This is a genomic window from Flavobacterium sp. HJ-32-4 (assembly GCF_022532105.1).
GTDB lineage: Bacteria > Bacteroidota > Bacteroidia > Flavobacteriales > Flavobacteriaceae > Flavobacterium.
Genome location: NZ_CP092832.1, coordinates 1,889,304 through 1,911,674, shown reverse-complemented (window position 1 = coordinate 1,911,674; position 22,371 = coordinate 1,889,304). Strand labels below are relative to the sequence as shown.

General features: G+C 49.8%; 17 protein-coding genes. 6 read left to right on the top strand and 11 right to left on the bottom strand.

The window, feature by feature from the left end:
- The first annotated feature begins 10 nt into the window (after window positions 1-10).
- The 6 genes from MKO97_RS07855 (at window position 11) to MKO97_RS07830 (ending at window position 5,214) form a co-directional block, all read left to right on the top strand.
- On the top strand, window positions 11-676 hold the full coding sequence (locus MKO97_RS07855; protein ID WP_241102659.1) for a YggS family pyridoxal phosphate-dependent enzyme: 666 nt from the start codon (window positions 11-13) through the stop codon (window positions 674-676).
- 107 nt (window positions 677-783) lie between these two features.
- On the top strand, window positions 784-2,145 hold the full coding sequence (locus MKO97_RS07850) for an exonuclease domain-containing protein (RefSeq protein ID WP_241102658.1): 1,362 nt from the start codon (window positions 784-786) through the stop codon (window positions 2,143-2,145).
- 161 nt (window positions 2,146-2,306) lie between these two features.
- The gene (gene miaA / locus MKO97_RS07845; RefSeq protein ID WP_241102657.1) at window positions 2,307-3,212 is read left to right on the top strand and encodes a tRNA (adenosine(37)-N6)-dimethylallyltransferase MiaA; all 906 of its coding nucleotides are present in this window, start codon (window positions 2,307-2,309) and stop codon (window positions 3,210-3,212) included.
- A 40-nt stretch (window positions 3,213-3,252) separates the two neighbouring features.
- Window positions 3,253-3,885 carry a carboxypeptidase-like regulatory domain-containing protein gene (locus MKO97_RS07840; protein ID WP_241102656.1) on the top strand — a complete coding sequence of 211 codons (633 nt, stop codon included), beginning with the start codon at window positions 3,253-3,255 and terminating at the stop codon, window positions 3,883-3,885.
- Window position 3,886: 1 nt separating this feature from the next.
- Window positions 3,887-4,483: a hypothetical protein gene (locus MKO97_RS07835; protein ID WP_241102655.1), complete on the top strand. Its 597-nt coding sequence runs from the start codon at window positions 3,887-3,889 to the stop codon at window positions 4,481-4,483.
- Between the two features lie 8 nt (window positions 4,484-4,491).
- Window positions 4,492-5,214, top strand: a complete 723-nt coding sequence (locus MKO97_RS07830; protein WP_241102654.1) for an acyl-[acyl-carrier-protein] thioesterase — start codon at window positions 4,492-4,494, stop codon at window positions 5,212-5,214.
- 270 nt (window positions 5,215-5,484) lie between these two features.
- Here MKO97_RS07830 and MKO97_RS07825 read toward each other — a convergent pair whose 3' ends face one another.
- The 11 genes from MKO97_RS07825 to MKO97_RS07775 form a co-directional block, all read right to left on the bottom strand.
- Entirely contained in the window at window positions 5,485-6,201 is a 717-nt protein-coding gene (locus MKO97_RS07825) for a response regulator transcription factor (protein WP_241102653.1), read from the bottom strand.
- Between the two features lie 126 nt (window positions 6,202-6,327).
- Window positions 6,328-7,905 (bottom strand): sensor histidine kinase KdpD, encoded by a 1,578-nt coding sequence (locus MKO97_RS07820; RefSeq protein ID WP_241102652.1) that lies wholly within the window; start codon window positions 7,903-7,905, stop codon window positions 6,328-6,330.
- Window positions 7,906-7,977: 72 nt separating this feature from the next.
- On the bottom strand, window positions 7,978-8,562 hold the full coding sequence (gene coaE, locus MKO97_RS07815; protein ID WP_241102651.1) for a dephospho-CoA kinase: 585 nt from the start codon (window positions 8,560-8,562) through the stop codon (window positions 7,978-7,980).
- Window positions 8,559-9,557, bottom strand: a complete 999-nt coding sequence (locus tag MKO97_RS07810) for a glycosyltransferase family 2 protein (RefSeq protein WP_241102650.1) — start codon at window positions 9,555-9,557, stop codon at window positions 8,559-8,561. The genes coaE and MKO97_RS07810 overlap by 4 nt, the downstream gene beginning before the upstream one ends.
- Window positions 9,558-9,646: 89 nt before the next feature.
- Window positions 9,647-12,865: a T9SS type A sorting domain-containing protein gene (locus tag MKO97_RS07805; protein WP_241102649.1), complete on the bottom strand. Its 3,219-nt coding sequence runs from the start codon at window positions 12,863-12,865 to the stop codon at window positions 9,647-9,649.
- Window positions 12,866-13,030: 165 nt separating this feature from the next.
- Window positions 13,031-16,828 carry a T9SS type A sorting domain-containing protein gene (locus MKO97_RS07800; protein ID WP_241102648.1) on the bottom strand — a complete coding sequence of 1,266 codons (3,798 nt, stop codon included), beginning with the start codon at window positions 16,826-16,828 and terminating at the stop codon, window positions 13,031-13,033.
- Window positions 16,829-17,040: 212 nt separating this feature from the next.
- Complete coding sequence (gene fabV, locus MKO97_RS07795) at window positions 17,041-18,228, bottom strand: enoyl-ACP reductase FabV (RefSeq protein ID WP_241102647.1); 1,188 nt, start codon at window positions 18,226-18,228, stop codon at window positions 17,041-17,043.
- A 38-nt stretch (window positions 18,229-18,266) separates the two neighbouring features.
- The gene (gene recN / locus MKO97_RS07790) at window positions 18,267-19,919 is read right to left on the bottom strand and encodes a DNA repair protein RecN (RefSeq protein WP_241102646.1); all 1,653 of its coding nucleotides are present in this window, start codon (window positions 19,917-19,919) and stop codon (window positions 18,267-18,269) included.
- 34 nt (window positions 19,920-19,953) lie between these two features.
- Window positions 19,954-20,838, bottom strand: a complete 885-nt coding sequence (locus tag MKO97_RS07785) for a DUF4835 family protein (protein WP_241102645.1) — start codon at window positions 20,836-20,838, stop codon at window positions 19,954-19,956.
- A complete protein-coding gene (gene coaBC, locus MKO97_RS07780) occupies window positions 20,831-22,042 on the bottom strand; it encodes a bifunctional phosphopantothenoylcysteine decarboxylase/phosphopantothenate--cysteine ligase CoaBC (RefSeq protein ID WP_241102644.1) in 1,212 nt (403 codons plus the stop codon). Before coaBC ends, MKO97_RS07785 begins: the two co-directional genes overlap by 8 nt.
- Before the next feature lie 2 nt (window positions 22,043-22,044).
- Entirely contained in the window at window positions 22,045-22,362 is a 318-nt protein-coding gene (locus tag MKO97_RS07775; RefSeq protein ID WP_241102643.1) for a DNA-directed RNA polymerase subunit omega, read from the bottom strand.
- Between the last annotated feature and the right edge of the window lie 9 nt (window positions 22,363-22,371).

The window sequence follows — 22,371 nt, the reverse complement described above, 5'->3', positions numbered from 1 at the left end:
TCTTTGCATTATGACAATATCCGAACGTATCCAAGCCATCCAATCCTCCCTGCCACCGCATGTAACCCTTGTAGCGGTTTCCAAAACGCAACCGCTTGCCGCTGTCCGAGAGGCCTATGACGCAGGCCAACGCATTTTTGGGGAGAACCGCATCCAGGAAATGACCGAAAAATGGGAAGCGCTTCCCAAAGACATCGAATGGCACATGATCGGTCACGTGCAGTCGAACAAGGTCAAGTATATGATTCCGTATGTAAAACTCATCCACGGGGTCGACAGTTTGAAGTTGTTGTTGGAAATCGAGCGGTTGGCCCGCAAATGGCGGCGTACGGTTGACGTTTTGCTGCAGGTACACATCGCGGAAGAAGACACGAAGTTTGGCCTGTCGGATGCGGAATTAAAGGAAGTCTTCGCAAGTGCCGACTACAGCTCGTTGACCCACACCAATGTACGCGGACTGATGGGCATGGCCACTTTCACAGACGATACGACACAGGTGAGGCGCGAGTTCCAGCACCTGAAAACCCTTTTTGACCAAACGAAGCAAGGCCTCGGAAAAGCAGACTTTGACATCTTGTCGATGGGTATGTCGGGCGATTATACCGAAGCCGTTGCTACAGGAAGTACGATGGTTCGGATTGGAAGCAGTATATTTGGGGAAAGAAGTAAACCGTAGACCGTGTCAGCAGGCTTTTTCCCAACTCATATCGAAAATACATCGAATTTCGGATGTCGTTTTACGCGGCTCCTGTTCACTGTGACCGCGACCGCGACCGAAAACTAATGTACGCTATCCTCGACATAGAGACCACCGGAGGCCAATACAACGAAGAAGGCATCACCGAAATCGCGATCTACCGCTTTGACGGACACGAAGTCGTAGACCAGTTCATCAGTCTGGTCAATCCGGAGAAACCCATCCAACCGTTCGTGGTCAAGCTGACGGGGATCAATAACGCCATGTTGCGGTCGGCTCCGAAATTCCATGAAGTAGCGAAACGGATCGTGGAGATCACGGATGGCTGTATCCTCGTGGCCCACAATGCATCGTTTGACTACCGGGTATTGCGTACGGAGTTCCGTCGTTTGGGATACGATTTCCAGAAACATACGCTTTGTACGGTCGAACTCTCGCAGAAGCTATTGCCCGAGCAGCCGTCGCACAGCCTCGGAAAACTCGTCCGGGCGCTGGGCATCCCGATGGCAGACCGGCACCGCGCAACGGGTGACGCCTTGGCCACAGTCAAATTGTTCAAGTTGTTGTTGGAAAAGGACACCGATAAGGAAATCCTGACCGGACTGGTGAAGTTTGAAATCGAAAAAGGACTGGCACCCAAACTGCTCGATATCGTCGACCGAATGCCATCAAGAACCGGCGTGTACTACCTCCACAATGAGGCCGGCGAGATCATGTATATTGGAAAAGCACGCAATATCCGCAAGCGCATCAACCAACATTTCACCGACACGCTGGCGAAAAGTAAGAAGATACAGGCGCTGGTATACGATGTCACCTATGAAGAAACCGGAAGCGAACTGATTGCCGGCCTGAAGGAATCGGAAGAGATAAAACGATTGAAACCAACCTTTAACCGTGCGCAAAAAAAGACGGTCTTCCCGTTTTCGATTTACCACGAAGAGACGCCCGGAGGCTACCTCTCGCTACGCATCGCCAAAACAGACCCCACGCGCCGTGAAGTCGATGCCTTTGTCAACCGGCAGCAGGCACAAAATGCCCTTTACGATATCACCGAACGGTATACCCTTTGCCAGAAAATCAATGTGCTCGATACGGTCGAAACGTATTGCTTTCCGCATTCGCTGGGAAAATGCAACGGTGCCTGCCAGGCAGACGAGCAACCCGAAGCGTATAATGCCCGGGTAATGGATTTTCTCGAAAACGAACGCTTTTTCGGTGCCAACCTGTTGGTGACCGACAACGGACGAACGGTCAACGAGCGAAGCGCCGTGCTAATTGAAAACGGCATCCTCAGAGGATATTGCTATTTCGATTTGAATTACCAGGTCACCCGCCCGGACATCCTGCACAACATCCTGATTCCGATGCCCGCTAACCGCGATACCACTAACATTCTCCGGTTTTACCTGAAACGAAACAAGTTCAAAAAAATACTCCGGTTCTGATGTTGCCATCTTCGCCAATAACCGATATTCGTTTTCTACTTGTGTTGTTTCTGGTTAGCCACTATTCCTATCGATAGTCCATCCTACATTAATCCGCTTATCATCTCATTTATTACCTGCCCCATTCCTCATTCGCTAATTTGCTAATTCGCTAATTCCCAATGCCTCACCTCATTACCATCATCGGCCCCACCGCCATCGGAAAAACGGCGCTTAGCCTGCAATTGGCGCGACATTTCGATTGCGAGATCGTTTCGTGCGATTCGCGGCAGTTTTTCAGGGAAATGACAATAGGTACGGCGGTTCCGGACGCGGAAGAACTCGCATCGGTGCAGCATCATTTTATACATAACAAGTCGATTTTCGACGATTATTCGGTGGGAGATTTCGAGAAAGAGGCGTTACAAACCCTTGACCGACTTTTTACCAAACAACCGGTGGCGGTCATGGTCGGCGGATCGGGTTTGTATGTGGATGCGGTATTGAAAGGCTTTGATGCGTTCCCGGAAGTGCCGCAACACGAACGGGATTACGTTCGGGAAGCCTACGAAAAAGACGGTATCGAGTGGCTGCAAAGGGAACTACAACAACGCGACCCGGTTTATTACGAAAGTGTCGACCGGGCAAATCCACAACGTATGATGCGCGCCCTGGAGGTGTGCCGGGCCACCGGGAAACCTTATTCTTCGTTCCTGACGAGCGCAGAACGGGCACGGTCTTTCACACCCATTCTGATTGGTTTGGATACACCCCGTGAGACGTTATACGAACGCATCAACCGCCGGGTCGACCTGATGGTGCACGAAGGGTTGGTGGAGGAAGCGCGACGCCTTTATCCCCATCGCGAACGCAATGCGTTGCAAACAGTAGGATACCGGGAGCTGTTTCGGCATTTCGATGGCGAATGGACACTTGATGAAGCCATCGAAGAAATAAAAAAGAACACCCGTCGTTTCGCCAAGCGCCAGGGTACCTGGTTTCGCAGGAACACGGGTATCGAATGGTTTGACATTTCGACTGACACATCGGAAATAATAGCATTCGTAGACCGTAGTATCAGAGACTAGTAACGCCACGAAACTCTATATTTGTACTTAAAAAAAGCTAATGAAATTACTTACACTCGCCTGTCTGGGCATCTTTCTCACGACCTGTGATCCCAACATTGAACTCGACGGAAGTTCGAGATTGGTCAGCGAAGGCATCGTGACAAACGCCGCCGGCACACCGCTGGCCCACACCAAGATCGTTGTTACGGCCTCTATTCCGGGCGTAACAGATACATTACAGTCGGTGAAAACCGATGGCAATGGCCATTTCAAGATTGCCTTTCTGTCCCCCTCATCTGCCACTACCCCACTAAGCATTCGCGCAGAAGCGGCAGACGAACAGTACCTCCCCACTAGCGTGAATGGTCTTAATAAATCCACTTTTACAGGCTATTACCGCGATATGGGAACCATTCGCCTGTTCCGGCAAACCGAACTCGTTACCTTACAGATTGACTATCCCGAAGAAGCCTATTATGGCCGACTGGATAATATTTATCTCGTCGCAGAAGGAGCCATTGCACCACTGGAAGACTATCCGACACTTCCTACAACCTTTAAAGTCGCCCCAAACCAACAGGCCGTCTTGCATTATACACGATTGGCGAGCGTGCCTGGCGAGCGTGACCAGGAAGAAGAAGTTGTTATTACGATAGGCCTGACCGATACCGTCTTTACTTTTACACTCTAATATGAAACAACTTATTTTCCTCCTCTTTTGTGTATCGATCAGCGCTTTTGGCCAGGAAAAAGAGAAGAAACCGACCGTCGAATTCGAGCCCGGGTTCCACATTGGGTGGGCGCTGGCGATGCCTGTAGGAGACACGGCCCTTTCAGACGGCTATAATCCCGGCAGCGGATTGAACATGCAACTTGACCTGTTGAACTATCGTAACGTATTGCTGGGGGTGGGTGTAACGGGGCAAATATTCAGTGTCACAGATCAAGCCGTTGTGGGCGAATACCATCGTGGTTCTTATTCGTCGGCGTATCTGGCCGTTTCATACAAACACAAGTTTTCCAAAAAATGGGTACTATTGCCGTCGGTGGGTATGGGTTTCAATCGGTTTAGGTTGAGGGAAACCACCAACTTAAGCCCGTCGCACCAAAAAGGCCGCGAAATCCGGGTGGGTTCTACCCTTAACTTCAAATTGGACGGGGCTGTCTGGTTGTATACCGGTGCCTTCTATACCTGGTCAAAAATGGGGATGAATACGACTTCCGAATTTGATCGCTACTATTCTGATTTCAGCCATGTGCAGTTTCAGGTGGGAATTTATTTCTTTTAATTACCGACATGCCCATCGCATCTGACTTCCGCTCTGTTTGTGAACGTAACTGGTATGTGCACTTCACCTATTGCCATCCGGGCGGAACGCTCCGGTATACCGACCTGTGCAATATCTTGCAGTTGACGGCCGGTTTCCATGCAGAACAGGGTGGCATTGCCTTTCACGACATGCAGGCTTCGCAACAGGCCTGGGTGTTGTCGCGGATGCGGGTGGAAATCGATACGATGCCGAAGTGGCGCGACACCATTACCGTCAGGACCTGGATTGAATCACTTGAAAACTCGCGCTCGGTGCGGGCGATGGAAGTCTGGTCAAACCAACAGAAAATCATCGGATGCGAAACCTTCTGGGCGGTTATCAACACCGAACTCCGACGTCCGGAGCCGCTGGCGCTACCACATGACCATTTTGAAAAATACGCCGGCCGTTATGCCACGGAAGCACGGGTGCGGAAAGTGGAGATGCGCGACCATGAGATTGTCGGGGAACGTCGTGTGTTACTATCGGACCTCGATATCGTCGACCATGCCAACAACGTCAAATACCTGGAGTGGTGTTTGGATTATATGGAACCGGCTACGGTTCTGGAAAACCGTATCAAAGCACTCGACATGAATTTTATGAGGGAACTGGTATTAGGTGACACTGTGGAAATCAGCCGGAATGCGGGCACTTTTTCAGTTTTGAAGGATGGAAAACCCTGTTTTGCGCTTGAGGTGACCTTTTAAGAACGAATTCCGGCCCCGATGGAAGCGGATAGCCCGGAGGCGCGGTCACCATGGGATGCCGACGGGTGACGGCGACCGCAGGAAGCCGGACAGCCGACGTGCAGGCCAGGTGGCCGGGCTGAGGACTAAGAGCGGACAGCGGGGAATGTCCGGCGTTAGGAAAGTCGCAGTCGCAGTGGTGGTCGCAGTCGCAGTCGCGGTCGTAGTGCTGGTCGCAGTCTCAGTGGCAGTAGGGCATAAAAAAACCCGGTATTTCGACCGGGTTCTGGATTATTCTGATACTTTGTTTTTGACGACGAGTCGGAAACCTTCTCCGTGGATGTTCAGGATTTCTACATCTTCATCGCGTTTGAGGTATTTGCGGAGTTTGGCGATGTATACGTCCATGCTTCGGGAGGTGAAATAGTTGTCGTCGCGCCAGATTTTGGTGAGCGCCATTTCACGCGGCATGAGGTCGTTTTCGTATACGGCCAGCAATTTCAGCAGTTCGTTTTCTTTTGGCGACAGTTTGATTGGCTCTTCGTTTTTGTACGTCAGGAAGCGCAGTTTCGAATTCAGGTGGAAATTCCCAATCTGGAATTCGAACTTGGTAGCATCGGTTTTTACTTCGGATGCCTTGCGCTGCAGGATGGCCTTGATTTTCATGAGGAGTACCTCTGAATCGAATGGCTTGTTCAGGTAGTCGTCGGCGCCTACTTTGTAGCCTTTCAGCACGTCTTCCTTCATTGATTTGGCGGTAAGGAAGATGATCGGCACTTCTTTGTTTTTCTCACGAATTTCTTTGGCGAGCGTGAAGCCGTCCTTATACGGCATCATCACGTCGAGTATGCAGAGGTCGAAGGTGTCTTTCTTGAACTTTTCAAAGCCTTCCATGCCGTTTTTGGCGAGCGTGACTTCGAATTCGTTAAGGATAAGATAGTCTTTGAGAATGGAGCCGAAGTTGGGGTCGTCTTCCACCAAGAGTATCTTCTTGTTTTCTGTTTCCATAATTCAATTTTATATTAAGTAGCTATATTGGGTTATTGATGTCTGTTTGTGTATGCTTTATTCTTTACTGCCTCTTTCCTCTTTCCTCTTTCTTCTTTCTTCTCTCCCCTCTCCTCTCTCCTCTCTCTAATTTATCAACGGAAGTTTCACAATAAACGTACTTCCTTTTCCTTTCTCACTTTCGACAGCAATCTGTCCGTTGTGATCGTCGACGATCCGCTTCACGTAGGCGAGCCCGAGTCCATGCCCTTTCACATTATGCAAATCGCCTGTGTGTTCGCGATAGAATTTCTCGAAGATCCGCTTCTGTGCTGCCTTGCTCATACCCGATCCTTTGTCTTGTATACGGATGATCACGAAATCTTTCACGTTTTCAGTATAGATATCGATAACCGGCGCATCGGGTGAGTATTTTATCGCGTTGTCGAGGATGTTGACCACTACGTTGGTGAAGTGGACATCGTTGAGCAACACCGTGCTGCGCATCGCTCCATAGTGTTTGGTAATCGTACCGCCACGGTCTTCTATGATGAGGTGGACGTGTTCCGTCGCATCGTCGATGATGTCGTGGATATCGGATGATTCTTTCGCGATGTCGAGTTCTTTGCGCTCGAGTTTCGAGATACGCAACACGTTTTCGACCTGTGCGTGCATCCGTTTGTTTTCCTCGCGGATCATGCCGAGATAGCGCTCCATGGTCGACTCGTTGTCGCGCACTTTAGGACTTTTCATGGCATCGAGTGCAAGGTTGATCGTGGCGATCGGCGTCTTGAACTCGTGTGTCATGTTGTTGATGAAGTCGGTCTTGATTTCCGAAATCTGCCGTTGTTTGATCAACTGGCTCAACGCACTGCTGTAGGCGATGATGATAACGAGGGTGAAGACAATCGACAGGATGGTGATACCCAGGAGTTCGGAGAAGATGTACTGCTGCTTTTCCGGAAACGTCACGAACATCTGGTAGGTACTGTTTCCGCCCTGATCTTCAAATATCTTGGTTTGGAAAACGCCTTCCTTATCGAACTTGAAGTTATCGGATTTCACCTTCGTCACGATGTTATGCGAATAGACCGCAAACTCGAAAGGGGTGCGAACACCGGCTTGGTGAAGCGAGCGTCCGAGCAACTCTGCCAGATGCTCTTTCGTCACGCGATCGCGAAGTGGCTTCGTCTCGGCAATTTCATGGAACGCGGCTTCAAAACGCACTTTGTCGACAATATCGAGATTGGTGCGTCGTTCAAAAACCTTGTCCGGTCGTTGGCTGTGCTGCAATGTCGATTTATCAATAGACGAACCGTTGTAGACTTCGGTGCGGCTTTTGCTCACGAGGCTAACGGCCTTTATCGAATCTTTCTTACTGTCAAAGAGCGTAACGTTGAAATCCTCTGCAATGATGCTGTTCGAGTAAATAACCGTTTCGTTGGTTACCCGGTTTTTTTGTACGAGGAAAAAATCCAATAGTTCACTTCGCTTCGGATCCTTCCCTATACTATCCTTCAGCATATTGTATTGCTGGTAGAAACTGAAGGTTTCCTCCTGGCTCAGTTTTTCGGACACATCATCCAGTACCTGGTTGACGTGGTACTTAAACTGCTCTTCATTGTTTTTGAGTGAGGTGTTGATCAGGTATAACTGCACGAGTATAATACCGATCATGGAAAGGCTCATCAAAAAAACCAGAAGCCTGAAAACCGTTCTGTTCATTAGTCACAAAATTAACATTTTAACATTTGGCGCTATAGCACATTAACCAAACATTAACACCGTAAACAGTTGTTATAAATGCTGTAATTCCGTGAAAATTTTGAGGATTTGTCGACGTGTTTCAGCTAAATCGTCATTTACAATGACGTAATCGCTTAAAGCAATTTTTTGGGAATCAGGCCATTGGTGTGCCATTCGCGCTAGTATTTCCTCCCGGGTGATGTGATCGCGCTCCATTATCCTAAAAATTCGCAATTCGAGAGATGCAGTAACGACAATAACCTTATCACAGTCGACATTCGTACCACTTTCAAACAGTATGGCAGCTTCGCGGATGACAAAATGGGTGTTTTGTCGGGACAACCATTCCTGAAAATGGGCTTTCACCAACGGGTGGATGAGGGCGTTCAGCGACGCTAACTTTTCAGGATCGGAAAAGACAACCCCTGCGAGTTTTCGACGGTCGATGCCACCTTCGCCGTTTACAATCTCTGGTCCAAATTGCGTGATGATTCGGCCTTGTACCTCCTTTTGTTCGGAGATACGGCGGGCTTCGTCATCGGCTATATAGACGGGCACGCCCAATTCGGCAAAGATTTTGGAGACGGTGGTTTTACCCGTTCCGATACCGCCCGTGAGTCCGATTACTTTTGTCATCGCGTAAAGAAAAGGGTTGGGAACACCCGTCTCGGATCACGGCGTAACACCCGAACGGCCAGGAACGATCGGATAAAGCCCCATCCGTATCCATAAAATTGCACCGCCACGGCAATCAGGGAAAAGAAGGCGATGGTAAGGCGGCGGGTCTCGATAGCGGCAGCGAGGAAGAGTAAAACGAAGTATACTTCATACAGATACAACAACCACGGAATATCGAAGAAAACCAACACAACGGCGGTTATAAAACCCAAAAGGAAGGCCGAAGGGAAAAAATACGTGAGTTTCGCGTATTCGGGATACCATTGATCAAGAATAGGTCGGACCTTCCCGAATTTCCCTACCTGGATGTAGAACTTTCGCCAGTCGATACGGCGTTTGTGGTAGACAAAGGCTTGTGATACGAGACGCGTACGGAAACCCATTTTCCACAATCGAATCGAAAGATCGGGATCTTCACCGGGATGTATGTCACCAAATCCGCCGGATGCTTCAAACGCGCGTCGTGACAGGCCCATATTGAAACTACGCGGCTGGAACTTGTCGAGTTTCTCGGAACCACCGCGTACGCCGCCCGTTGTCAGGAACGACGTCATCGTAAAGTTGATGGCTTTCTGAATATCGGTAAACGACTCGTGGGCTGCATCAGGGCCGCCGAAGCAGTCTACGTAATCCGATGCGAGTGCATCCGCCACCGCAGACAGGTAGCCTGACGGAATCAAACAATCGGAATCGAAAATCAGGAAATAGTCACCCCGTGCCTTTTCCATACCGAAGTTTCTCGAGTCGCCGGGACCTGAGTTTTCCTTAGAGAAATACCGAATATCCAGACGATCGGTGAATGCGGCCACTACCTCGTCCGAGCGAAGCGTCGAGCCGTCCTCTACAATAACGACTTCGAAGGGCTTTCCATAGTCTGACGCCGCCAGGCTTTCGAGCAACTCGCGGGTTTCATCAGGTCGGTTATATACGGGGACGACAAGCGAAAAATACATCCTGTTGTTTTAACAAAGATACGGTGCCTGTACCAAAAGAAAAAGCCATCCTTCGGGATGGCTTTTGTATAATTAGCGTAAAACGCAGCTTACTGTTTTACCACTTTAAGTGTTTTGACAGCTCCGTCCACGGTTACTTTCACCAAGTAGGTTCCGGCAGCCAGTGGCGTCATATCCATCTGGGTCGCGGTAGCGCTGACCGCTTTAGCCAGTACTTGTTGCCCGAGCAGGTTGAACACCGCCACATTCGAGATGTTTTTGGTGTACGACAGGTTCAGGACCGTGGTGACCGGGTTTGGATACGCAAGGAAACTATCCGCATCGAAACCTGGAGCAGTAAGCGAGGCATCATAGGCCGAGAGAGAGAATGGTGCCACGTTGTCGTTGCTGTATTCCCAAACACGGATGTAGATTACTTCGCCAGGTGTACGATTAGAAACAGTGAGTTTTGAGAAGGCGTCGGTAGCCGCACCGTCGTCATCACAGCTAATCAGCGTCATGCTTCCGCAATCACCTGAATAAAGTGCAATGGCAGAATCGAATGTCGTGATACCCTGTGCTGGTCCTGTCTCTACAGTGAGGTTTCCTGTACTAGGGACCACCACACTATACCAGACATCACCTCCCAAATAGCTACCACAACCTGGAGCCGGAACTCCTGCTGTGCCCGTTGCACCACCTGTGGTGGCTTCCATAGAGCCTGATGCAAAATCAGTGCCCGCTGTCATCGGAACAGCGCCCGAACAATCGTCGTTTGCTGGTGGCGGTGGTGGCGTTCCAACGCAGACGTTGAAGCTAGTGTTAGGGGTACCTCCCGTTGCATAACTGAATACGCGAACATAATAGGTGTTTCCAGGAACCAGTCCAGACGGGTTGCTTGTGTTTGCATCGCTGATGAGAACACTTGTAAGTCCGCTACAGTCGCCTGAAAGCACTTCATGCACCATATCAGTAGGCGTACCGGTAACATTGAGGATAGAAACCCTGTGTGACGTTTCGGTAGCTACAAAAGAAAACCACACATCATCGTCCGGGTTTCCGGTGCCACCATTGGAAACGGCGCTGGCTGTCGCGCCCGCCAGGCTTCCCTGTGTGACGGTGCCACAGTTGTAATCGGGATTTACGGTAAGTTCCAACGGATTATTACACTCGTCATTCGAAGGAGGACACGCAATTTGCGTAAGCGCAGCGCTGTTTACAACGCAGTTGCTGTCCTGGTCATTCGTAAGGGTGATGACGACATTGGTACCGATGTTATAGGGACCAAAGGTGTATTGACCTGCAGACGAAACTGTCTGGGTAGCACTGTTCTGGTCATCAGAGGCCGTAAGGGAAGTAGCTGATCCAAGATCGGTAACATCAACAGACACGAGGAATCCACCGCTGTTATCGCAATCGCCAACGGTTGTGAAGGTAGCCGTGGCGTTTGTACAGGCAATTACCTGCCATGCCAGTGTAAACGTACCACCATCGTTTTGCGTGGCATTTCCATATCCGTCCTGGATCCAGTATACCACCTGGTCAGAACCGGTGTCATTAGCCCACACGACATTCTGGATGTCTGGGTCGTCAAAGCACGAAATCTGGGTACGGTTGTCACAGTCGCCGTAGAAAACGGTTACGGTAGAATCGTAGCTGTTCGTCGTCTGTCCGATTGTGAGAGTTGAACCGCTTGGTACGGTAATTGAATAATACACGTCACGCTGCAAGTTTGCCGTCGCACAAGTGGTGAGGTTGTCGTTTGTAGCCGCCTGGGTAGTTCCGTCCAACGGCGAAGTCAGGTTATCAAGACTGATGGCAGTGATACATGTATCGTTAGAGGGAGGACATGCTGACTGCGTCAAGGCACCACTGCTAATGGCGCAGCTAGTGTTTTGGTCGTTCGTGAGGGAAATCACGACGTTGGTACCATTTGTATAGGGACCGAATACATAATCACCCGTAGCAGTTACAGATTGCGTGGCACTATTCTGGTCATCAGAAGCGGTGAGCGATGTGGCTGACCCGAGGTCGCTGACATTTACCGAAATTATAAAACCTCCGCTATTGTCGCAATCAGAAACTACGTTGTAGGTTGCAGATGCATTGGTACAAGCGATAACAGACCACGTAAGTGTGAAGTTTCCTCCGGCACCCGTGGTTCCGTTGCCATAGCCATCCTGTATCCAATAAACGATTTGGTCAGAGCCCGTATTATTGGCCCATGTCACTACCTGCTCATCCGGGTCGTCGAAACAGGTAATCTGTGTACGGTTATCACAGTCTCCGTAGAAAACGGTAACTGTTGAATCGTAATCGTTGGTTTGGTTCATAGTAAGCGTCGAACCATTCGGAACAGAAATGGAATAGAAGACGTCACGTTGTGTGTTCGCAGTCGTACAAGTAGTAAGGTTATCGTTCAGCGCACCGATGGTGGTTCCTGACAGAGGAGACGTCATGTTGTCGAGGCTGATGGCAGAAGCACAGACGTCGTTCTCCACACCCGTCATAAACTGAATGGTCACCCAAGGGCTGTTCGATCCGGAACAAACTGTCCGAATATGAAAATAATAAGTAGTAGAAAAATCAAGTCCTGACGCGGAATACGTCGTATTCGTCGTGGTCGTTCCAGATGCAGGATCGGCAGCGTCCTGATCGAGTACATATTCAAAAGTACCTATACCCGTCCAGTTGATGTCAGCCGACTGTCCCACTACATTTGAAGCAGCTATTCCTGTAGGAGCGAAACAGGCAATGGAAATGATGGTCGGCGAATCGAAGCAAAAACCATAGTTCCAGTCGGCGCCATTAGGATCGTCGTCGTATGAAATTCTGTACCTGAAGTTGGTAAGCTGGTTGGCACTGAATTGTTGGATGTTCAATGCTCCTGTTGAGAAAATGGCCTTTGGAATCGTACAGAAATTGTCGTTAATCGTGGTGCTGTTGTTCGGAAGCGTGGTTCCCCAGTCTACCCATGTAGCAGCATCTGCGTCCCAATACTGAAAAATCAACTTATCGTTAGCCAGGTAACGATAACCGTACATTACAGATACCTCAATCCCGTATTCACCCGCATTGAAAGCAGGTGTCAGATCGATTGTAGGCGATTCCGCTGCGATGTTGTCTTCATGACCACTCACCGCATCGTCATCGTCAAAAGCAAAGTTCGCCGTAACGGTCGGATCCGCTTCAAAGGCAGCCGCAGTGGTCGCATAACTTCCTGTTATGGTCCATTCGGCATTCGGCCAGTTAGCCGACTGATTAAGTACTTGTGCAAAACCCCCGACCGAAGCAAGAAGAAGCGCAAGCAGTGTGTAAATTTTTCTCATTTAAAAAATCTTTTGTTTAAGTACACGAAAATAAGAAAATATAACAAAAGCCAAGCAAAACCGTAACGTTAAAACAATACAGACCATCCTAGCGTAAAAAAAGTAATGAACAAAAAAAGGCCGTCAGATTGACGGCCTTTCCCAATTATAGACGAAAGTCTATCCTTATTCTTTGATCACCTTAATGGTTTTCACGATTTGATCAACTGTCACTTTTACGATATATGTACCAGCAGAAAGCGGACTCATGTCTACTTTGGCCGACACGGCATTCGGTGAAGTTGAAATTACAGTTTGTCCGAGTAGGTTAACTACTGACACATGTGTAATTGGTTTCGCGTACGAAATATTGAAATCGTTTGCAACCGGATTCGGATAGGCAACGAACGCGCCCTCTACGAATGAACCTGTGTTCAATGGGTTAAGGTCAACAATATTAATTCCGAATGTACCATCTGGAGCAGTACCCCAACGGTCGACCTGAACGTAATAGGTTGATCCCGGAGTAAGGGCGTTGGCTCCGGTGAAGTTAATAAAGGAATTGTAGTTTACAATAGTTCCTTCATCCTGGCTACAAGCAAGAGCAGTTCCCAAAGACGACATATCGCCACAGTCGACACCGTCGCCTGCATAAACAGCGATTTCTGTATCGTTGCAAGTACCACCTGCAATATCGGTAGTCACACGCACCTCACCTGAATCAGGAGCTACGAAAGTAAACCATACCGAACCATTGACACCTCCGTCGAAACATGCGCCTGTTGGCTCACCTGTTTCACCGGTAGCATCCGCAAGCGTGTAGGCGTCACCAGCAACCGTGGCGTCTACTACGAGCGCCATTGCCTGACATACCATATCGTTCACTGGAGGACAACCGTACGCGAAGTTTCCTACTGGAACATCGCATACTCCATCCGATCCGTGCAGGATATTCAGGCTAACCGAAGCCCCTGAAGGATACGGACCAGCCTGGACGGTACCTGCTGAGGTGATAGGATACGTGTTTGTACCGTCTGTCAACACAGGTGCACCGCTTCCTAGATCGGTAACGTTTACATCAATGTAGAATTGGTTGTTATCACAATCAGGCGACACTTCTGCAGTATCGAACGCAGGCGGTGTACAAGCAGGAACGACAAGATTGAATGTGAAGTCAAGCGTTATACCGTAGAAACTGCTGTAGCAAGGGTCTCCCGGATCTAGGTCTTGTCCGCTATCCGCAGATGCCAAGCGTGCTTTGTGAACACCCGGCGTAACCCCACCGTCAAGCACGAAACTTGCATTGAATACAGTTGGGTTCGCATTGGTTGACGTACCGAAGAATACCTGCTCATCTGTAGTGAGCTCATAATCATCGTTGAAGTCAATCCAAATACGTGTACCATAGGTATAGCCTGTTGCAAAAGTCACCTGTACGTTGTTATTGATACCGATACCCAAGTCGACTGTAGTTGCTGAGTGATCATAGTACGTAACGTCCGGTGTCGCAAAATTGGTAGCACCAATTTGTACATTCGTGATTCCAGCACCGTCATTGCTGACAGGAAGTGATTGGCAGAAACACTGATTTGGAGACGTTGTATAGGAAAGCTCGGAACAGCCAGTCGCAGATCCGTTTGCGTTGTATGGCGTTACAGTGAAGTAGTACGTAGTACCTGGTTCACCCTCATATTCGAAGGTAGTGGCACTAAGAAGATTCTGACTATCAATCAAATCGTTCGCGCCGGCTGCTGTTCCCAACGAGAAATAGTAACCGTCAGCTCCCGGAACTGCGGTCCAGGTGAATTCCGTAGCATACGCACCGCAATTTGCATTTGGCGTGGCAGCAGCATCGGCCGCACAGGCAGGTGGCGTAACAGGAATTGGTTCCCAAATAACGTCATCTACAAAAATGTCACGGTAAGTACCACCGTTTCCATGTTTGAACGCAAAGTAGGTATCTGCAGTCGCCGGAATAGAAACATTGTAATCAGCCCATGCTCCGGTAAGTGAAACAGACTCTACTTCAGTAAAGGTGTTCGGATCCGATGGGTCAGTCATAGTACCCACGACGATAGTAGCGCCTGTTGTATACGAGAGTGACTTAAATTTCACACGGTGGTCACCGGCACCGATATTGTTGACTGGCGGCGAAATAAGAATCAGTGTTGCAGCCGAATCACCTGAGTTGTACAACTCGAAGCTGTTTGGAGCAGAGCTAGAGTTCCAGTTGACGGTTTGCAATGCAACGAATTGGCTAGTGCTCTGCTTAACAGTAGACCAACAGTCAGGAATCGCATAGGTAGCCGTGGTATCAAAGCTTTCACTGAAATCGCCTGTGGCGTCACAAGCAGTACGGAACGAAAGTACGTCTGACCAGGCACCAAAGTCACCACCGCAATCAGAACGGACCCATACTTTATAAACGGTGTTCGAATCAAGACCCGAAAGTATCACAGTTGGGTTTGTTGAAACCGCCACCGGTGCAAGTGTGTTCGGATCGGTATCCGCTGCTGTTCCCACTACATACTGCCAGGCTGTCTCAGACCCACCTGCTTCCCATGAAACAGTCGCTCCTTCGTTGGTAAGCGCGGAGTAAATGAAAGTTGACGTCACAATGTCGGCACATGTCGGGATTGCTTCCCACACGATGTCATCAATGTGAATTGTCTGATAGGTACCTGACAAACCATGACGGAAAGCTACGAAGTCACCACCGCCACTTGTAAATTCTACTGTGTAGCTAGCGTACGAGTTCCCTAAAGAGATACTCTGTACTTCTGTGTAGGTAGACGGATCTGAAATGTCTGTCATAGTACCCACGCTTAGGGTATATCCGGAAGCACCTGTGGCTTTGAAACGCATACGGTGCGTGCCGGCTGCGAGGTCAGCCAAAGGAGGCGACACCAACATGATGTCAGCGCTAGTGTACTGCGAGTTGTATAGCTCATATGCATTCGGAGCGGAAAAAACCGTGTAGTTTACAACGCTAGCGTTTGTGAAAGCGGTGTTACCCGACACCTCGATACCCGTCCAGCAGAGTGGAGTGACACCTGTTGCAGTACTGTCAAAGTTCTGAGAGAGATCACCAAAAGGAAGACATAGGGTTGTGAATGCAGCACTTGATACCCATCCGCTGAAAAGACCGCCGCCACAATTCGAACGAACGTACGCGTAATAAACGGTTCCGTCGGTAAGTCCTGATATAGTGGAAGTTGGAGTTCCCGAAACGGCTGTTCCCGAGGTAGCGTCATCAGGCGCAGGTGAAGAAGCAGGCAAAGTCAATACCTCCCACGCAGTTTCCGACCCCAACAAATCCCAGTTGATGGTCGCGCCGGAAGACGTAATAGCCGATGCCACTACATTGTAAGGCGTCGGACATGACTGGGAAATGCCATCAAAAATGACATTTGGAACGAACGCCGCAAGGCCGTCGAAGTTGGCATTCTGCGGCGCAAAAGGATCTGGGTTAGTGAAGTCATTGTAGTAGGTGATGGAACGGTTGCCCGCTACAGGACTACAATAAAAATCATCGTCAAGATCATCGTAGTCAGCCATGTTCTCATCTACCGCTACGATCAGGTTGTCCGTTCCGTTGTATGAAAACGGTGTGTCGAATGTGATGGTGACCCAACCCGGCCCACTCACAGAAATACCACCTGCATACACCTGCGTCAAAGACGTAGCAGGCTCCCAATCCGAGTTGGAGGCGAACGAAGTCTTAGACGTGTGTCCGAGGTAAATCACGAGATCCTGGCTGGTGGGCAGCGTAGAGGTTCCGGAAAAATACCATTGTAATCCGGTAATGTCGCCACTCGCATTGATTTCAGAAGCGAGATAAATCGACTGGGCATACGAGTAGCCATAGAACGGCTCGAACGGTACACGCTGGCTTTCGTTGGTTCCGGAACCAATCAAGACCTGCGCGCGACCCGGGAGCACGAAGCAAACTACGAGCGCCAAAAGAAGGGTAATTTTCTTCATTTAATAAAAGGTTTTGCGATTATACATGGTCGCTAATGTAGTAAACTATTGAAAATTCTGTAAGTGGTTAACCAAGATTTTTTGAAAAATCCGATGTTTATAACAAAAAGGTCGACAATTGTAAAATTTAACGGCTGTTGACACCATAGCTTTTCCTACATGAAAAAACCCGGCCTGTGACCGGGTTTTGATTTATTTATTCCAAAAGTAATTTAGATACTTGGAATGGCTACCATTTCATTAGCATCTGCCTTATAATCAACACCCTCCACATCAAACCCAAAGAGGTTGTAAAAATCGCGGCGGTACCCTTCCAGATCGCCGATAGCCGAGAGGTTTTCCGTGTCCGCAGTGGTCCATAACATTGCTACTTGTTCCTGTACGTCCGCAGCCATTTCCCAGTCATCGATACGGATCCGTCCTTCGGCATCCACCGGCACCTCGCCCCCTGTGTAAAGGCGTTCTGCATACAAACGGTAAATCTGCTCAATGCATCCTTCATGCGTTCCTTTGGCTTTCATGATCTTGAAAAGAAGCGATATATAAAGTGGAATAACCGGAATCGCCGAACTGGCCTGCGTAACCAAGGCCTTGTTTACTGAAACAAAGGCCTTCCCTCCTATATCCGACAAATCATCCGAAATGCGGAATGCCGTGGCTTCCAGATGGTCTTTGGCGCGACCGATGGTGCCTTTTCGGTATACGGCTTCCGTCAATGCCGGACCTATATACGAATACGCCACAGTGGTAGCTCCCGGCGCCAATAAGTTCTCTTTTTTGAGGTAGGCCATCCACATCTGCCAGTCATCTCCTCCCATCACCGCAACGGTGTTGGCAATATCCTCTTCATTGGCCGGTGCAATCGACACTTCTGTCACCTTTCCGCTATGGAAATCAACCGTTTTGTTGGTGTAGGTTTGCCCGATCGGTTTCAATACCGAGCGATGCAGGATGCCGGTCGTCGGATCAAGACGAACCGGAGATGCAAGACTATAAATGATCAAATCGACCTGCCCCATGTCCTTGCGAATCAAATCGGCGGCCTGCGCTTTTACTTCGTTTGAGAAGGCATCGCCATTGATGCTCTTCGCATACAATCCGGCCTCTTGCGCACAGGTTTCAAAAGCAGCGGAATTGTACCAACCCGGTGACGCCGTTTTACCTTCTGCCGGTTCTTTTTCAAAAAACACACCAATCGTCGCCGCGCCCGAACCGAACGCGCTGGTGATCCGGGAAGCCAGGCCAAAACCCGTTGAAGCGCCTATGACCAACACCCGCTTAGGGCCGTCGACCGCGCCTTTTGACTGAATATACGCTATTTGATTCCGGACATTCTGTTCACAGCCTTTTGGATGGGCCGTGGTGCAGATAAAGCCCCTCATTCTCGGTTCGATAATCATGTTTCTATAGATTTATGTCTGACAAAGATATTGTGTTTTCAATTAAGGAGTGTTCGGGCATGGGCAAGTGCCGATTCTGAGGGCGCTTTACCGGACAGCATCTCGGCGATTTCCCCGATGCGCCCTTCCTCCGATAGCAGTTCTAGTCCGGAGATGGTGCGCTCCCCTTCCGTCTTTTTGAATACCCGGAAGTGTTGTCGGCCTTGAGCTGCTATCTGTGGTAGATGCGTAATTGCAATGACCTGCATCCCCTCTCCCATCTGTTGGAGGATGCGTCCCACCTGGCCCGCCACCTCACCCGATACGCCCGTGTCGATTTCGTCAAAGATGATGGTTGGTAATTGGCGATATCCCGAAACAATGGCCTTGACCACCAGCATAATCCGTGACATCTCACCACCGGAGGCAGTTTTGGAAAGCAAACCGGGCGCTGTTCCCTTATTGGCTGAGAACAACCACCGGATCTCGTCTTTTCCATCCGGACGGAACGCATCGGCTTCCGTCAGGCGAATATCAAATTGGGCGTGTGGCATCCCGAGTTGCGCCAACAAGGTTTCCATTTGTGTCTGTATGCGTGGTATGGCTTCCTGCCGTCCCGCATGCAGTGCAGCAGCCCATTCTGAGAGTTCCGCTTCGTGTTGGGCAATCTTTTGGTCGAGCGCGGCAATAGCGGCTTCACAGGCATCCCCCGACACTACTTCTGTCTCCAGCCTTTCCTGTATTTCCAGCAAAGCCGCCACCGTGGTGACCTGGTGCTTGCGTTGCAAATCGTAAAGTATGCGAAGGCGTTCTTCCACCCGTTGCAATTCTGACGGATCGTCGTTGATGCGGCTAAGGGCGGCCTCCATTTCGCGACCGATGTCGTCGATTTCAATCTCGGCTTGCGTAATCCGTTCCAACAACTCCGCGTATCCGGCATTGAAAGCGGCGATTTTCTGTAAGGACGAGCGCACGTCCCGAAGCTGGGCCCGAATGCCTACCTCGTCCGAAAAAACCGATGTGACCGATCGACCTAGTGCTTCCTTTATGGTTTCAGCGCCCCCTAGTTCTTGTAACGCCTGCTCCCATTCTTCCTGCAGGCCTTCGCGCAGTTGTGCCTGTCGCAATTCCTCCAATAAATATTGGTTGTAATCAGCATCGCGCTGGGTGGTCGACAACTGGTCTACCCAACGTTGCCGCTGGCGACGATCCGATTTGAGTTGTTCCAGTTGCTTACGAAAGGCTTCCACCTCCGGGCGTTGTCCGGCCAGGGTATCCAGGATTTCCAATTGCACGGTTTCGTCGGAAAGCGTGCGGGTTTGTTGTTGGGAATGGATATCAATAAGGTAGCTTCCGAGCTCCTGCAAATCCGGAAGTGTCACCGGGGAATCGTTCACGAAAGCGCGTGATTTACCGGACGGCAGTATCTCGCGTCGCAGGATCGTATGCGTATCGTAGTCGAGGTCGTGGGTTTCGAAGAACGACTGGAGTTCGTATCCGGAAAGGTCGAAATGGGCCTCAATGACACATTTCTCTTCTTTGTCCATGAGCGACGATAGATCGGCCCGTTTTCCGAGTACATGGCCGAGTGCGCCCAACAAAATTGACTTCCCGGCACCGGTTTCGCCGGTTATTACAGAAAAGCCGTCCGAAAAGTGGATTTCGGTCTTTTCGATCAGCGCGAAATTGCGAATGGAAAGAAATTGCAGCATCTTGTTTGAAGCGGGCGTTGCCGCTCTAAAGATACTAATTTTTAATGGCTGTCCACTTGGAAGCGTTCATCGGTGAGATGCGGGTCAAAAGTTCCTGTAAGCCAGAAATATCGATAGCCGGACCTGATGAAAACAGGGTTTGTATCTCGTCTGCCTTGGCATCAAAAAACACCCGCGTGAGGAAGGCGTTCGGTCGAACCGCATACAATTTACTTACTTCCTGCAAGGCTGCCTTTATCTTTTCCTTACCTGCCTTTTGGTTATCAGCCATCACATCGAGGCCTTCCAGGTGGTAGGTATACATGGCATTACGAATTGGCTCAAAAGTACCCGACAACATATCGTTGGCGAGAAAAAACCGGTTTTGGTTACCATCCGCCTGGCTCCATCCCTTAAAGCCTCCCTGTTGGGCCAAGGCTGAAATAGACTGGGCGGTTTCGTAGTATTGGGTGCCTCCGAGTGGTGAAAAAGTATCCGCATCCATAGCCAGGATCATGTAGCTGTAGAATGCGACAAGCGACACAAGATTCGAATCGAAACTGTTGGGGTTGTAGATCAGGTTCTCAAACTCGACGTAGCGGAAGTTGATATCTTTGTCATTGAAGTTGAAAACAGGTGTCGAATACGTAGAGCCATACACCGGACGGGATGACTGCACCTGCAATGTGCCTGAGAATTGGTCGGATGCATAGGCATTCACGGTAATGAAAAAGGTACATTCGATGCGTTCTTTCTGGCGAAATGTCTGGTTGGTCCATTTCGTTTTGTTGATCAGTTCGGCCAATGACTTCTCCAGCGTCTTGAAGATCTGCTGGTTCGTTTGCTGCACTTTGTCGGAATTGATCTGAACCGTACAATTGAGCTCCTGTGCCGCGACCGGCAATGCAAGGAACCATAGGATGGCGAGTACTTTACGCATGGAAATGTTGTATTACCTTTTCTACTATATCGTCGGCCACCTCTTCTTTGGATTTCAGTTCCATCGCTTCGATTCGGAAGTCGGCGTCAATAAAGGTAACTTTATTGGTGGGTTTTCCAAATCCGGCCCCTTCGTCGCGAAGCGAATTAAGCACGATAAGGTCGAGGTTTTTCTTTTGGATTTTCTGCTTGGCGTGTTCGATTTCGTTGTCGGTTTCAAGGGCAAATCCGATGACGAACTGCTGTTCCTTACGACGGCCCAATGATGCCAGGATATCGTCGGTTTTCTCAAGTTCTATTGACAACGTATCACCCGCCTTTTTGATCTTACTGTCAGCCGGAAATTTTGGCCGGTAGTCGGCGACGGCAGCGGCAGCAATGAAGACATCCGCGGACGGAAACGCCTCACTACAGGCTTCGTACATCTGTCGGGCGGACGTCACCCGCACTAAATTGAGTTGTGGATGCGTCATCGAAAGGTGGGTCGGACCCGATACCAAGGTAACGTGTGCCCCTTGTTTCAGGGCGCTGGCGGCGATGTCGTATCCCATTTTTCCGGATGCATGGTTTCCTATAAAACGTACGGGGTCGATCGCTTCGTATGTAGGACCTGCCGTAACGAGCACTTTCTTTCCGCGAAGGGGCAATTTTCCTTCGATATCGCGTTCCAAAAAGGACACGATATTTTCAGGTTCTGCCATTCGTCCCTCACCCTGCAGTCCACTTGCCAATTCCCCGCTTTCGGCCGGGATAATCGTTACGCCAAATCGCCCGAGGGCGGTAAAGCTCTCAAGCGTCGACGGATGACGGTACATGTCAAGGTCCATGGCGGGCGCGACGTATATCGGACATTTGGCCGACAGGTAGACGGCCAGCAACAAGTTATCGCAGTTGCCGTTCGCCATTTTGGAGAGGGTATTGGCTGTGGCGGGTGCGACCAACATGAGGTCACCCCAAAGGCCCAATTCGACGTGGTTGTGCCAGCCGGCACCGGGGTCTTCCTGGTCGTAGAAATCGGAATAGACCGGATGTTTGGACAGGGTAGAAAGCGTAAGCGGCGTCACGAAATCGCGCGCCGCTGGTGTCATGACAACCCTGACCTGCGCTCCCGCTTTCACGAGAAGTCGCACCAGGGGCGCCGTTTTATACGCGGCGATTCCACCGGACACGCCCAGTATGATATTCCTACCGCGTAAAACCGACATCTTTATTTAGTGGTATCCCGGTAGTAAATCTTACCGTCAATCCATTCCTGAACCGCAAGTGCATGCGGCTTTGGTAGCTTTTCGTAGAATTTCGACACTTCGATCTGCTCTTTGTTTTCGAAGATTTCTTCGAGGCTGTCGTTATAGGTCGCAAACTCTTCCAATTTCTCGGTCAGCTCTTTCTTGATCTCAGCATTGATCTGGTTGGCACGCTTTGCCATGATGGTAATGGCTTCGTACACGTTTCCAGTCGGCTTCTCGATCACGCTCTTGTTATACGTTACCGTATTGACCGGCGCATTGGTTTTCTTAAGATCCATGATGCTCTC